A 14,121-nucleotide genomic window follows, 5' to 3' on the forward strand; every position below is an offset into this window, starting at 1 on the left:
CATGACTGTCGCCGACCGACCGGCCACCTATCGCGAGGTGTTCGCCGAGCCGTCCTTCCGCGCCCTGTTCGCCGCCCGGACGCTCGCGATCGGCGCCACCTCGCTGCAGATCTTCGCCCTGTCCGTCCTGGTCTACGCGGGCACCGGCTCGCCCCTGCTGAGCGCGCTGGCCTTCGCCGCCGGCTTCCTGCCCCAGTTCGCGGGCGGCCTCCTGCTCGGCTCCCTCACCGACCGCCTCCCGGCCCGCCGCCTGATCACCATCGGCTACGCGGTCGAGGCCGCGCTGGCCGCCCTTCTGGGCCTGGCCCACCTCCCGGTCGCCGCCGGCCTGCTCCTGGTCGCCCTGGTCGCCACCGGCACTCCCGTCTTCGCCGGCGCCGCCGCCCGCGTCATCGCCGAGCGCCTGACCGGCGACGCCTACGTCCTGGGCCGCTCCGTCTCGAACATGTCCTCCTCGGCCGCCCAGCTTCTCGGTCTGGCCGGCGGCGGCGTGGCGGTCGCCGCCGTGGGCCCGCGTGCGGCCCTCCTGGTCGCCGCCCTCTGCTTCGCCGTCGCCACCGCGGCCGCCCGTTTCGGCCTGCCTCCCGACCCCGCCGTCGCACGGGTGCCACAACAGCGCGGCGCGGTCCGCGACAGCTGGGCGGGTGCGAGGTCAATGCTTTCCGACCGTACGATCCGCCGGTTGCTCCTGGTCCAATGGGTGCCCTCGGCCTTGATCGCCGGCGCCGAGGCCTTGCTCGTCTCCTACGGCGGAAAGCGGGGTTTCCCACCCGGCGCCGGCGCGATCCTCATGGCCGCACCGGCCGTGGGCATGCTGCTGGGCAATTTCGTCGTAGGACGTTTCCTGCGCCCAAGCTTGCGGGAGCGACTCGCGGGAGCGTTCGTGGTCGTCCTGGGCGCCCCGCTGATCGTCCTGCTGCTGGCCCCGCCGTTCCCGGCCGTCGTGGCCCTGCTGGTCCTGGCCGGCACCGGCTACGCGTACGGCCTGGGCGTCCAGCGGGCTTTCCTGGACGCCGCCCCCGCCGACCGCCGCGGTCAGCTCTTCGCCCTGTTCTCCACCGGCCTGATGGCCTTGCAGGGTGTTGGCCCCCTCCTGCTGGGCGTCATAGCCGAGGCCACCACGCCCACCCTGGCCATCGCCCTGGCCGGCGCCGCCACAGCACTGATCGCCCCGGCCCTACGGGCCCGCCCTTGATCGGCGTTCGTATCGTGCTCGCGTGCGGATACGGGTGATGGCAGCCATCGCCGCGGCCGGATTCCTGGCGCTAGCTCTGGGAATCCGCCTGCTGGCGGCGGGCGGTGGCGTCCTGGACAGCTCGGGCGCCCTGGCGCAGTACTCGGGAACCGCCCTGTACGCGTCCATGGTCTACGCCGGAGTCTTCCTGCTGTTCCCCACGGCGAAACCGGCCGGCGCGGGCCTCGCGGCGATCGGCTTCTGCTGGACCGTCGAGCTCTTCCAGCTCACCGGCGTCCCCGCGGACCTGTCCACGCGCAGCACACTGGCCCGCCTCGCTCTGGGCGTCGCCTTCGACCCCACAGACTTGATTTGGTACGCAGCCGGCGTCGTTCCGCTGGTGCTCCTGCACCGCCTGGCCGGGACCCGGACGTCAGCCCTCGCCCGCTGACCCGCGCCGCCCGAGCAGCGCCACCAGCGCCAGCCCCACCTGCGCGAACGGCACCAGCAGCGCCCCCGGCGTCAGCCCACCGGCCGCCGCGTGCAGGCCCGCCATCACCACCGCCAGCACGATCAGATCACGCCACGCACCGCCGTCATCCGGCCGGCGCCACAGATGGACGCTGCACCGCACACAGACCAACGACAGCACCAGCATCCCCACCGTGATGACCGGCGCATGACGGGCATGCGCCCCCGCCTGGGCGAGATGCCACAGAACCCCCAGCATCCCCACGGCCGACGCGACGCGGCCCAGCCTGGGGCCGTCGCGGAGGGCGCCACTCGTCACGGGCTGTCCTCCAAGCGGCAGGGGTCGAGCGGAAAGTGTGCCACACCACAACGTCGTAGCCGTCGATGTCGCTTCGACATTTCCGCCGACGCGAAAGCTATTTTGAGCGCTTGCTCGAAGACGAAGCCGGCTGTGTAACCTGGCCCGATTCGGGAATGCGGGCCCGATCGGCAGCCGCGCCGCGACACGAGGAGAGAAGTTCGTTGCCCAAGATCGTCGACCACGACCAGCGCCGCAGTGAGATCGTCGAGGCGTTCCTGTCGGTGGTCGCCCGCAAGGGTCTGCCCGCCGCGACCAGCCGGGCCATCGCCGCCGAGCTCGGTGTGGGCACCGGCGCCCTCTGGCACTACTTCGACGGCTTCGACGCCGTCACCGCCGCGGCCTACAAGCGGGTCACCGAGCGCACGAACGAGCGGATAGCCGGCGCCTCCACGGGTCTGCGCGGCCTGGCCGCCGTCGACGCGATGATGCACGAAATACTGCCGTTGGCGAAGGAGACGCTCGACGAGGCCCAGGTGGTCGTCGGTTTCTGGGGCCGCCTGGCCGCCAACGAGACCCTGTCGGCCGCCGAGGCCGACGTGAGCGACATGTGGGGCGGCCGCCTGCGCGACCACTTGCACGAGGCCGTCGACGACGGCGACCTGGCCTCCGGCACCCCCGTGGACGGCATCGTCGACCTGCTGCTGTCCATCTCGGTCGGCCAGCAGGTCCACGCCGTCATGGCCACCCCGCTGCTGGACCCGGCCCGCCAGTTGGCCCTGATCGAGCAGTGCCTGTCCCCATGGCGCCGCACCCCTCGTCAGCCGGGAGAGACAGTCACCAGATAGGCGGCCGCCTCCACCCACACGCCGTCGGGGCGTTCCCGCCGCCGGAACGCCCCCCGGATCGCCTCCTCCGCACCCGGCCGCCCGGCCGCAAGCTCTTTCACCTGGGCGCTGTCCATGAAGTACGCGGTCACGTCGCGCGCGTCGTCACCCAGCCGCGCCGGTTCCCGCAACTCCACCACGCGCACGTCCCGGTATCCGGCCGAGGCCAGAAGCCGCTCGATCCACCCCGGATCGGCGAACGGGTCACCACCCGGCGCGGCGCCCAGCAGCCGCAGCGGAATCGCGAAGACCTCATTGACGAGCACCTCCTGCCAGCACAGAAACGCCAGCCGCCCACCCGTGGACCGCAGGTTGCGAAACGCCGCCACCGGATCATCGAAGAAGATCACCCCGAAACTGCTGACGACCACATCGAACGCTCCGAGCGCCTGAACCTGCGCGTCCCCTCGAACAAATTCGACGTTCCCCCTCGACCGCCGGCGCGCCACGTCAAGCAGCGGTTCCGACACGTCGATCCCCACAACTAAACCCGCCGTCTCCGCCATCACCGCGGTCGTGTCCCCACACCCGCAGCCGACGTCCAGAACACGCTCACCGTCCCGCACCGCCGCCGCACGATAAAGATGAGGCAGAAGCCGCTCCCGTACGGCCGCATGCCGCTCCCGCGACACCAGCCACCGCCGCCCGGACTCACCGTTCCACCGCTCGATCTGCCGCTCATTGGGGACCGCCACGCAGACATCGTGCCCGCCGAACGCTCAACGGCACCAGAGTTCACCGGCCCCTCAACAGCGAACCACCCGCGCAACGCGGCGGCACGCAGCGCGGCAACGCAAGTGGCGAGTCGCGCAGCAGCCGGTGCAGCGAACGCGGCAGCCGGCGACGCGAGCACGGCTACGCGAGTCGCGAGTCGCGCACCAAGGCGGTGCAGCGCGCGGCGCGGCGGTAGGCGGGCAACGCGAGGCGCGGCGCGGGGTGCGGAGCGGCGCCGCGGGCACGGCTACGCGAGTCGCGCAGCAGGGCGGCGTAACGCGCGGTGCGCGGGCGACGGCAGCCACAGCCACGCGGCACGGCACAGCGCGCGCATGGCCACGCGAGCCGCGCAGCAGGGCGGTGCGGCGGTGTGCGGGCGGCGCGAGACACAGCAGCGCGAGACACGGCACGGTGTGCCCACGGCCACGCGCGTCGCGGGCCGCGCAGGAGGGCGGTGCAGCGCGCGGTGCGGCGGATCTGAGCGACGCGAGGTGCGGCGGCGCGTGCACGGCGACGCGAGGCACGACCGCGCGGCGGCGCGAAGCGTGGAGCGGCAGGCGACGCGGTCAGGACACGACGACGCGGTTGCGGCCGGTGTCTTTGGCTCGGTAGAGGGCGTGGTCGGCACGGGCCAGGAGCTGGTCCAGCGACTCGTCGGCGGCGTGCTGGGTGAGGCCGACGCTGATCGTCACCGAGAGGGGGCCGGCCGCGGTGGGCACCGGTGTGTCGGCGACGGCACGGCGCATGCGTTCGGCGAGGCCCGGCGCGTCGGTGTGGTCGGGCAGAACCACGGCGAACTCCTCGCCGCCGTACCGCCCGAGCACGTCGGAGACCCGGATGCTCTCGCGGACGCGCGCGGCCACCGTGCGGATCACCTCGTCGCCGACGCCATGGCCGTACGTGTCGTTCACGCTCTTGAACTTGTCGATGTCGATCATTGCCGCGGCCAGGGGATGCCCGGCCCGGGAGGCCGCGTCGACCAGCGTGCCGGCCAGCGCGTAGAAGTGGCGCCGGTTGTGCTGGCCGGTCAGCTCGTCGGTTGTGGCGAGTTCCTGCACCCGGCTGAAAAGCCACGCATTGTCGTACGCCGTCATGCCTTGCGTGGCCAGCGCCGACGCCAGCTGCACGGCGGAATCGTCGAAGCCGGCGCCACCCAGCAGGACCATCCCGGCCCGGCCGGTGCGACAGTCCAACGGCACCGCCAGCTCCCCCGACGGCAGAACCGAGATCTCGGAGATGTCCGAAGAGGTGAAGGGCTCCCAGGTAGCGGTGCCGGCCACGTCGATGATCTCGTCGGCGACCAGGAGGCGGGAAGCTGTGGCGCCGGTCTTCGTGTGCAGCGTGGTGAAAAGCCGGCGCAGAAGCTGGGCCGGGTCGTGGATGACGCTCAGCTCGGCCAGCGACGCTCGCAGGGTCTCGGCGAACGCCTGCTGGCGGCGGGCCGTCTGGACGGCCAGGTGCAGCTGGGCCGAGCGGGCCGTCTCCAGCGACACCGCCAGGTGGCTGCTGACCGCGGTCAGCACCTCGATGTCGTCGGAGGTGAACACGCCGCGGGCCATCCGGCTGTCCATGTAGATGACGCCCAGCGTGGTTCCCTTGAAGCGCACCGGCACCACCAGCACGCTGCGCAGGCCGTGCTGCACCGCGCTCTGCGAGCCCAGCGCCGCACCCTCCTCCGTGCCGGTCAGCACCAGGGCCTCCCCGTCCGCCGCGACCCGGCGGACCAGCGAGGAGGCGTACGGCGAGGAGACCGTCCCGGCGTACGGCACCGGCTCGCCCCGCTCGTCGAGCAGGAAGAACAGCGCCCGTTCGGCGCCCAGGATGCGCAGCAGCTCGTCCAGGGTCACCCGGGCCAGCTCGACCGGGTCGAGGATGTTCGCGGCCGCGGCCGCCACCTGTTGCAGCACCTCGAGGCGGCGCCCGCCGGCCCGGTGGTCGACCACCGTCACCCGGGCCGTTCCGCCTCTTTCCACGCCGAACTCCGCGCGGGCCTGGCGGCGGCGCTGCTCCCAGCCGTACTGCGTGGCCAGGCTCAGCGCCAACCGGGCCTGCCTCTCGGCCTCGTTCGTCTGGCCCAGGGCGCGGAACGCCCGCGCCCGGAAGCGGGCGACCTCGAAATGCACGAGCGGCGCGTCGGCCGTACGGGCAACTCGCTCTGCTTTGTCGCTCCACTCGATCGCCCGGGTGTGGTCGCCTTCGAAGAACGCCAGCGCCGACTCGCCGATGAGGTAGCCGGATTCGAGGATCGGCGAGAACTTGCGGACGCGTTTGAGGTCGGCCACCGCGCCCCGGGCCGCTTCGAGACGCTCCGGGCCGGGGTCGAGGCGCAGCTGGGCCATCCGGCCGTGCGACTGGAAGGCGTAGATCAGCTTGTGCTGGGTCATCAGGTCGCGGTCGCGCAGCCCGAGCGACCGGAACTCGTGGATGATCGCGTCGAAGGCCGGGCCGAACTCGCCTTCCTCGACGGCCGCGCAGGCCGCCGCGACCAGGATGTTGGCCCGCTGCACCGGCGCGTATCCCGAAACCGATCGCAGGTCCGCCAACGCCGTCGCCGCCTCTCCGGGCCTTCCCTCCATGGCCGGCATCATCACGCCGAGCATGCTGAACGACGTACCGCGGGCGGTCGCCGGATCGGCCAGCACGGCCAGGCCGCGCTCGTATTCGGCGCGGGCCTCCTGCACGTACCCGCGCAGCATCAGCCGCAGCCCGAGCGTCGCGTGTCCGGGCAGGAGCTGCGCCGGCCCGTACCACCGCCGGTTGGCCGCGATCGTCGCCATCCAGGCGCTGCCGTCGTCGCGGGCGCCGAACAGCAGCCCGCATCCGCGCAGCCAGTCCACATAGGCCAGGAGCGCCGGATCGTTGAGCTGCCCGGCCATCCGGGCCGCCCGCTCCAGGCACCGGTTGGCCGTTCCCGACAGCCTGAGCACGTGCGCGACGTAGCCCAGCAGCGCGTAGACGCGCACGTACTCGGCGCCGGCACCGAGCCGGTTCACCGCGTACAGGGCCCGCATGGCCAGGATGCCCGCCTCGCGCAGCCGCAGTCCCACCGCCGCCGCGAAGCCGCCCGCGTCCAGGGTCGCGGCCAGAAGGGCGAGTTCCTCTCGCCGTCGTCCGCTTGCGGTTCCGAACCCCCATCGTGTACGCCGGGCGAGCCCGCCCGCGAACGCGACGCCGAGCGCCTGCGCGACGCGCGGCAGGGGCCGGCCGAGCTCGGCCAGGGCCCGCCCGGCGGCGTCGAGCGCCTTGTCGTCGGCCCACACCGTGTGGTGCAGCTCCACCTCGGTGATGAGCAGCCGGACCCGGGCGTCGCGATCCGTCTGCACCGCGAGGGCCTTGTCGATGGTCGCCCCGGCGTCGGCGAACCGCCCGGCCCGCAGATAGGCCACGGCCAGCGGGTGCAGGACCTTCGGGTCGCCGTCGGCCGCGTACTCCAGATAGCCGATGGCGTCGCCCGCCGCGTGGTCGTCGAGGGCCCGCAGCCCGGCGGCGAGTGCGCAGGCCCGGCGCTGTTCGACGTCGACCAGGTCGCCCGCGGCCCGCAGGTGCCGCGCCAGCGCGTACACATGGTCGGTGTCCCTCAGATGCTCCGGAAGGTCTTCCAGCTTCCCGGCCAGGGCCGCGTGCAGCGCCTCGCGGAGCCGGTCGTCCAGCAGCTCGTCGCGCAGCACCGGATGCATGAAGCTGTACCAGCCGCCGGTCTCCACCTGCAGGACGCGCCGCTCGACCGCGCTCGCGACCGCCGCCACCACCCGGTCGGTGTCGCCCGGCAGCGCCTCCGTGCGGAAGCGGGGCCCGGCCAGCGCCGCCGCCACCAGCACGTCGCGGTCGGCACCGGGCAGGCCGTCGAGCCGGGCCGCGAGCAGCGCGCGCACGTCGTCGGCGGCCGGCAGCGCGGCCGCACCCGCCTCGTCCAGGCGCCAGACGCCCCACAGCGGGCTGAGCAGGCCGGCGTCGATGAGTTGCCAGAGGTAGGCGACGACGGCCAACGGCGATCCGCCCGTACGGTCGGCCACGTGCCGGGTCAGCTCCGCGGTGACCGCCGCGCCGGGCAGCCGGGAGGCGACCAGCTCCTCGACCGCCTCCGGGGCCAGCGGCGAGCAGGTCAGCACCAGGTCGGCCTCGGTGAACTTGCGGTCGAGTTCGGTGAGCACCACCAGCAGCGGCAAGGCGGCCAGCTCGGGGGTGAGCCGGGCGAGCACCTCGCGGCTGCCCGGGTCGAGCCACTGGGCGTCGTCGAGCAGCAGCATGAGCCCGCCGCAGCGCCGGGACAGATCGGCCAGGAACGCGACCACGGCCGCGATGCCGGCCTCCTCGCCGCCGCCGGCGCCGCCGATCAGCTCGGCCAGGCGCGGGGAGAGCCGGGACAGCAGCGCCGCCCCGGAGGCGTTCGCGGCCGCCCGGACGTGCTCCTCGGCCGTGGCCCGGTCCGGCGCGGGCAGACGGCGCAGCGCCTGGAGATAGCCGTCGACGGCCGCGCGCAGGGCGGCCAGCGGGGTCGCCGCGTCCCGTTGCCCGGCCGCCCGCAGCACCGGGAAGCCGGACGCCGCGGCCGCGGCCTCGTCGGCCAGGCGGGTGCGGCCCGATCCGGCGGCACCGCGGATCAGCGCCACGCCGCCGCGCCCGGCGCGGGCCCGCTGCCAGCGGGTGGTCAGCGCCTGCCGTTCGGCGTCGCGGCCGCACAGCGGCCAGTGCCCGGCCGCGCGCTTCCCGGCCGCCGCGCCGCCGGGGCAGGCCCGCAGGTCGGCCAGGAGCGCGGCCGCGTCCGGATAGCGGTCGTCGGGGTCCTTGGCCAGCAGCCGGGACACCACGGCGGCCAGCACGGGCGGGACGCCGTCGGTCTCTGCGAGGTCGGGCACCGGGGCGACCAGGTGCATGCGCAGCAGGTCACCGACGTCACTCGACTCGAACGGCAGGCGGCCGGTGAGGCACTCGAAGAGCACCACGCCCAGCGAGTAGAGGTCGGAGCGGCCGTCCACCGGCCGCTTGAGCATCCCGGACTGCTCCGGGGAGGCGTAGAGGAAGGTGCCGACCGCGAGATCGTCCTGCTCGTCCTCCTCGCCCAGCTGAGCGAGGCCGAAATCGATCAGCCGGGCCGGGCTGCCGGGAGCCATGATGATGTTGCCGGGCTTGACGTCGCGGTGCACCAGGCCGACCCGGTGGGCGGCGGCCAGGCCGCGGGCGAGCTGGGCGGCGATCTCGACCGCGCGCTCGGCGGGAAGGGCGCCGGTGCCGATCAGGTCGGCCAGCGGGCCGCCGGGGATGTACTGGAGCACCAGGGCCGGTACGCCGTCGAGCAGGCCGACGGCGTGCGCGCCGGTGACCGACGGGTCGTCGATGCAGGCGAGCAGCGCCGCCTCGCGCCGGAAGCCGGCGAGCATGTCGGGCGCCGGCTTCGCCGGGCGCTTCACCGCGTACTCCCGGCCGTCGCGCACCGCCCGGTGGACCGTGGTGAAGGCGCCCCGGCCGAGCTCTTCGCGGACCTCGAGACCGGAGAGCTCGGCGGCGCTGTTCATCACTAAGTTCTCATCGGCCCCGCTCGGCGCGACTTGATGAAAACGGCGCGCTCAGGCGATCTCGTTGCCTGCCGAAGGGACGATCGTGACATTCGTTCGCCGGTTGCGGTTGCGAAGCAGGCTCGCCGCGTGTTTCACGGTGGTGCTGGTGCTGCTCGGTGTGGTCGTCGGTATCGGTGTGGTCGCGCTGCACCGCCAGTCCGACTCGGCCGAGCGGATGCGCCAGCTCCAGGGCCTGATGCACCAGGTCGACGAGCAGAAGTTCTACAACGGCGACATCTCGGGCTGGCAGATCGCGTACGCCTGGGACGTCTACCGGCTCGGCTACGCCACCGCGGTCAAGCCCACGACCGACAACCGGGCGGGCTTCCTGGCCGACAAAGAGATCATCGAAAACCTGCTCGACCAGATGCCGACCGAGCTGATGACCAGCGGCGAGAAGGCCATCTACGACCAGATCACCGAGCAGTGGACCGCCTACTGGGCGGCCGACGACAAGGTCGTGGCCGCGTTCGCCAAGAACGACGTCGCGGCCGGCAACGCGGTCATCCTGGGTCCCGGTTACGAGATCTACTTCAAGATCGTCGAGCTCACGAACAGCCTGGTCGCGTCGGTGACCGCGCGGGCCGAGCAGACGGCAACGGATTCTCAGAACTCCGCGGCCGACGCCCGTACGGCAATGATCATCGGGTTTGTCCTGGCGGCGATCGCCGCCGTGCTGCTGGTCCTCATGGTCACCCGGAGCGTGACCGGGCCTCTGGGCCGGGTGGTGGGCGCGCTTCACGCGCTGGCCAAGGGCGATCTTTCCGTACGTATCGACGACCCGGCCGCCGACGAGGCGGGCGACATGGCCCGCGCGGCCGACGCCGCCGCCGAGGGCCTGCGGCACACCGTCACCGCCATCAGCAGCGACGCGCGCGAGCTGGCGGCCGCGGCCGACACCCTCTATCGGGTGAGCAACCAGATCGACGGATCTGTGCGCAGCGCGTACGAGCAGGCCGACATGGTCGCCGGCACGGCCGGCGGGGTCAGCGGCAACGTGCAGACGGTGGCCGCCGGCGCCGAGCAGATGGGCGCCTCGATCTCGGAGATCTCCCGCAACGCGGCCGACGCGGCCGGGGTGGCCTCCTCGGCGGTGAGCGCGGCCCGCGACACCAGCGCCACCATCAACCGGCTGGGCGACTCGTCGGCCGAGATCGGCAGCGTCATCGGCACCATCCAGGCCATCGCCGCCCAGACCAACCTGCTCGCCCTGAACGCCACCATCGAGGCGGCCCGGGCCGGCGAGCTCGGCAAGGGCTTCGCCGTGGTCGCCAGCGAGGTCAAGGACCTGGCCCAGGAGACCGCCCGGGCCACCGAGGAGATCTCCCAGCGGATCACCGCGATCCAGGCCGACACCGGCGAGGCGGTGGCCGCGATCGACGGCATCAGCCAGATCATCCAGCAGATCAGCGACTACCAGACCACGATCGCCTCGGCGGTGGAGGAGCAGAGCGCCACCACGGCCGAGATGAACCGCGGGGTCAGCGAGGCCGCGGACGGCGCCAACGACATCGCCCGCGGCATCTCCGGCGTCGCTGCGAGCACGGCGACCTCCCGCGACGCCGTGGCCGAGGCGACCTCGGCCGCCGGCGCGGTCAACACGCTGGCCGAGCGGCTGCGATCGGCGGTCGACCGCTTCACGGTGTGACTCTCTCGACGTAGCCGTCGGTGCCGTGCACCCTGATCCGCTGACCGTCCTCGATCAGCCGGGTGGCGTTCTCGACGCCGACCACGGCCGGCAGGCCGTACTCCCGGGCGATCACCGCGCCGTGCGTCATCTGCCCGCCGACCTCGGTGACCAGCCCGGCGATCTGCACGAAGGCGGGCGTCCAGCTGGGGTCGGTGTACGCGGTGACCAGGATGTCGCCCGGCTCGAAGTCGGCCCCGGCCATGTCGGCCACGACCCGGGCCCGGCCCTCGACCGTGCCGGCCGAGACGGGCAGCCCGGCCAGCGCGCCCGGCGGCAGGCCCTCGGTCCGGTAGGAGCCCGTGACGGCCTCGCCCTCCGAGGTGAGCACGCGCGGCGCGGCGAGCGTCTGATAGGACGCGAACGCCCGGCGGCGCTCCTCGATGAGGTCGTGGTCGGCCCGCTGAGCCCGTACAACCTCGGAAAGCTCCTCGAGACTCAGGTAGTAGATGTCGTCCGAGTGCGTGATCACACCGGCCGCGACCAGGCGCCCGGCCTCGGCGAGCAGCGCCTGCTTGTAGACGAAGTAGCGGCTGACCAGGTGATACTTCGGGTATTCGCGATAGCCGGCGAAGGTGCGGAGCTGGTCGATCATCCGCTTGGTTTCCGCTGCGTCCGCTTCGGGCAGGCCGCTCAGCACCTCCCGCTCCTTCTCGCGAGCCTTGCGACGGCCCTCCTCGACGCGCCGCTCGTGCTCGCCGGGCTCCGCGTTGCGGACGTTGCTGAGAATCATCGGCACGATCGCGCCGGGGTCCTCACTCCAGCGCGGCCGGGTGATGTCGATTTCCCCGACACAGCGCATGCCGTACGTCTCGAGATAGCCCCGAATCGCGTCGCCCACCTCTGCGGGCAGCCTGTCGAGGTCGCCCGGGAACTCTTCCAGGAGAGCGACCGCCTCCGGGTGACGGCGGACGACATCGGCGACGTCGAGCAGGGCCAGACCCATCTCCGAGGTGACGTTGCCCGGCGCGGCGAGCGTGAGGGTGTCGGCCACGCCCTTCTCGAAACGCTCGTCGAGCCACCAGGTGGCCTCCATGCCCGCCATGATCGCCGGCATGTTGCGCGGGTCGAACAGGATCTGCCGCATCCCTTTCACGTCGGCGATGACAAAATCGAGCAGCTCCGCCCCGGTCTTGCCCCGGATGGCCTCCTTCAGTTCGGCCAGCGACGCCTCCCGCTGCGCGACCAGCTCGGCCACGATGGCCGGGTCGGCGTCGATCGGCTCCTGCTTGGTGGTGATGACGTGCGGGCTGTCATCGGGCGCCACGGTGACGAAGTTCCGCTCGGCGATGGTGCGCAGCGCGCCGCCCATCAGCGGATCGGACCGCTCGAAGGCTTGGACCAGCGCGGGCCCGAGCCGCGCGGTGGCGTCGACGAAGAGCCGCCCACCGGCGTCGACCATGTTCCCGGGCGAGGTCAGCTTCCACACGGAGAGCCCGAGCGGCCGCATCGCCTCGGTCATCATCTGCTGGTGCCCCACCGAGACGTACACCCGGTTCTCGTCGTCCGGTGCCTCCGGAATCGGGAAGAGCGTGGTGATCGGCCGGCTCTGCACGATCGCGAACCCGTCGCCGTCGAGGCACCACTCGATGTCCTGGGGCTGCCCGAAGTGCGCTTCGATCCGCCGCCCCAACTCGGCGAGCCGCACGATCTCGGCATCGCTCAGGGCGGCCTGCTTCTGCCGCTCCGGCGAGATCTCCTCCTCGACGGTGCCGCCCCCGGCCCGCGCTTGAATGGCGAGCCGCTTGGCCCCGATCGTCTTGCCGGCGATCACACCGTCGCGCACCTTGTAGACGTCGGCATGCACCAGCCCCGACACGAGGGCTTCACCGAGCCCGAACCCGGCATCGATGGAAACGACCCGCCGGTTCCCGTTCACCGGGTCGGCGGTGAACATGATCCCGGCCGCCTCCGGCCCCACCATCCGCTGCACCACAACGGCCATCCGCACGTCATGATCGCCCCCCGCCCGCAGCCGATAGGCGACGGCCCTCTCGGTGAACAGCGATCCCCAGCACCGCTTCACCCGATCCAGGATCTCGTCCAAACCCACGACATTGAGGTACGTGTCGTGCTGCCCCGCAAAGGAGGCAGCCGCCGAGTCCTCGGAGGTCGCACTGGACCGCACCGCATAGGCAAGCCCAGGCTCGACCCGAGCGGCGACAGCCGCCACCAGCTCATCCGGCAGCACCACCGCCTCGACGGCGCGGCGCAGCTCGGCGTCCTCGGGATCGACCTCCGCCACCACCGACGCGAAAGCCTCAGTGGTCACACAGAACCCTCCGGGAACCCGCACACCGTCAATGCGCAGAAGCTCCCCGAGATGCGCCCCCTTACCGCCGACGTCGCCGACCCGCCCCCGGTCAACCTCCGCCAGATCCACGACATAAGCACCCACCGCAACCCGCCCTTCCACAGCCACGGCACGCATTCTGCGCGCCCCATCGGGCCTTGCGGCAAGCCCCCACATCCGCTATAGCTTAGAAGTGGGAGGGGCGCGCCCCTCCTTTTTCGCGCCTTACGCGGCCGCGCTTCCCACCCCTTTCCCGGCCCGCGCCTCCCCGCTTCTCGCGACCCGCGCGCCCTTTCCACCGGCCTGCGCCACGCTCCTCCGTCCCGCACCACCGCTCCGCGCGCCCTTTCCACCGGCTCGCGCCGGGCTCCTCCGTCCCGCACCACCGCTCCGCGCGCCTTGTTCCGCCCAGTCCGCGCCCTCACTCCTCCCGCCCCGCGCGCCGCCTCACGACCGGCCAGCGCCACGCTCCGCTGCCCCTTCCCGCGCCGGCTCCGCCCGCCCCGCGCCTCTCACCGCGCGCACCGCCCTACGGCCGGCCAACGCCACGCTCCCCTGCCCCTTCCCCTGCCCCCGTTCCACCCGTTCCGCGCCCTCGCACCCCGCGCCTCTCGCCGCGCGCACCACCTCACGACCGGCCAAACGCCACGCTCCCCGGTCCCTGTGCCCGTCCGCACCCTCGCGCCCCGCGCCTCCCGCCCCGCGCGCTGCCGTACGACGACCAGCGGCACACTCCAGCCCCGCGCCCGTTCCGCCCGCCCGCACCTCACCCGGCCCGCGCCACCGCCCCGCCCTCGCCGCCGCTCCGCTCTCGCCGCCAATCCGCGCTTGCCTCCGCCCGGCCCACGCCGCCGCCCCGCCCTCGCCGCCGCTCCGCTCTCGCCGCCAATCCGCGCTTGCCTCCGCCCGGCCCGCGCCGCCGCCCGGGCCTCGCCACCGGCCCGCTCGTCCCGAGTCCGCGCTGTTGTGGCCCATCTCCCAATACCTATCGCGCAGATAGGAATGCTATGCTCGCCCGGTTCCCGACACGAGTGAGGCAGTG

General features: G+C 72.9%; 8 protein-coding genes. 4 read left to right on the top strand and 4 right to left on the bottom strand.

The annotated features are described in order from the left end of the window. Window position 1: 1 nt before the first annotated feature. Window positions 2-1,195 (top strand): MFS transporter, encoded by a 1,194-nt coding sequence (locus tag CRP55_RS41700; RefSeq protein WP_097327538.1) that lies wholly within the window; start codon window positions 2-4, stop codon window positions 1,193-1,195. Between the two features lie 22 nt (window positions 1,196-1,217). Then, entirely contained in the window at window positions 1,218-1,625 is a 408-nt protein-coding gene (locus CRP55_RS41705; protein WP_218854880.1) for a ribosomal maturation YjgA family protein, read from the top strand. Here the strand turns inward: CRP55_RS41705 and CRP55_RS51745 are convergent. Next, window positions 1,608-1,964, bottom strand: a complete 357-nt coding sequence (locus CRP55_RS51745) for a hypothetical protein (protein ID WP_101536245.1) — start codon at window positions 1,962-1,964, stop codon at window positions 1,608-1,610. The genes CRP55_RS41705 and CRP55_RS51745 overlap by 18 nt on opposite strands. Before the next feature lie 203 nt (window positions 1,965-2,167). Here CRP55_RS51745 and CRP55_RS41715 point away from each other — a divergent pair, with 203 nt between their 5' ends. Further along, complete coding sequence (locus CRP55_RS41715; protein WP_097327540.1) at window positions 2,168-2,791, top strand: TetR/AcrR family transcriptional regulator; 624 nt, start codon at window positions 2,168-2,170, stop codon at window positions 2,789-2,791. Here CRP55_RS41715 and CRP55_RS41720 read toward each other — a convergent pair. Beyond that, window positions 2,764-3,525 (bottom strand): class I SAM-dependent methyltransferase, encoded by a 762-nt coding sequence (locus CRP55_RS41720; protein WP_097327541.1) that lies wholly within the window; start codon window positions 3,523-3,525, stop codon window positions 2,764-2,766. The genes CRP55_RS41715 and CRP55_RS41720 overlap by 28 nt on opposite strands. Before the next feature lie 585 nt (window positions 3,526-4,110). Further along, complete coding sequence (locus tag CRP55_RS41725; protein WP_097327542.1) at window positions 4,111-9,057, bottom strand: diguanylate cyclase; 4,947 nt, start codon at window positions 9,055-9,057, stop codon at window positions 4,111-4,113. A gap of 85 nt (window positions 9,058-9,142) precedes the next feature. On the opposite strand from CRP55_RS41725, the gene CRP55_RS41730 reads away from it, so the two are divergent. Then, window positions 9,143-10,747: a methyl-accepting chemotaxis protein gene (locus CRP55_RS41730; protein ID WP_245923697.1), complete on the top strand. Its 1,605-nt coding sequence runs from the start codon at window positions 9,143-9,145 to the stop codon at window positions 10,745-10,747. Here the strand turns inward: CRP55_RS41730 and rph are convergent. Further along, a complete protein-coding gene (gene rph / locus CRP55_RS41735; protein ID WP_438865847.1) occupies window positions 10,737-13,256 on the bottom strand; it encodes a rifamycin-inactivating phosphotransferase in 2,520 nt (839 codons plus the stop codon). The two genes, CRP55_RS41730 and rph, sit on opposite strands and share 11 nt — an antisense overlap. Window positions 13,257-14,121: the final 865 nt, after the last annotated feature.

Source organism: Paractinoplanes atraurantiacus (assembly GCF_900215205.1).
GTDB classification, from domain to species: domain Bacteria; phylum Actinomycetota; class Actinomycetes; order Mycobacteriales; family Micromonosporaceae; genus Actinoplanes; species Actinoplanes atraurantiacus.

What these genes read in the sequence shown, in the direction of transcription:
- CRP55_RS41725 (WP_097327542.1), bottom strand. Translation starts at nt 9,057, where the DNA reads ATGAACAGCGCCGCCGAGCTCTCCGGTCTCGAGGTCCGCGAAGAGCTC.
- rph (WP_438865847.1), bottom strand. Translation starts at nt 13,256, where the DNA reads ATGTGGGGGCTTGCCGCAAGGCCCGATGGGGCGCGCAGAATGCGTGCC.
- CRP55_RS41700 (WP_097327538.1), top strand. Translation starts at nt 2, where the DNA reads ATGACTGTCGCCGACCGACCGGCCACCTATCGCGAGGTGTTCGCCGAG.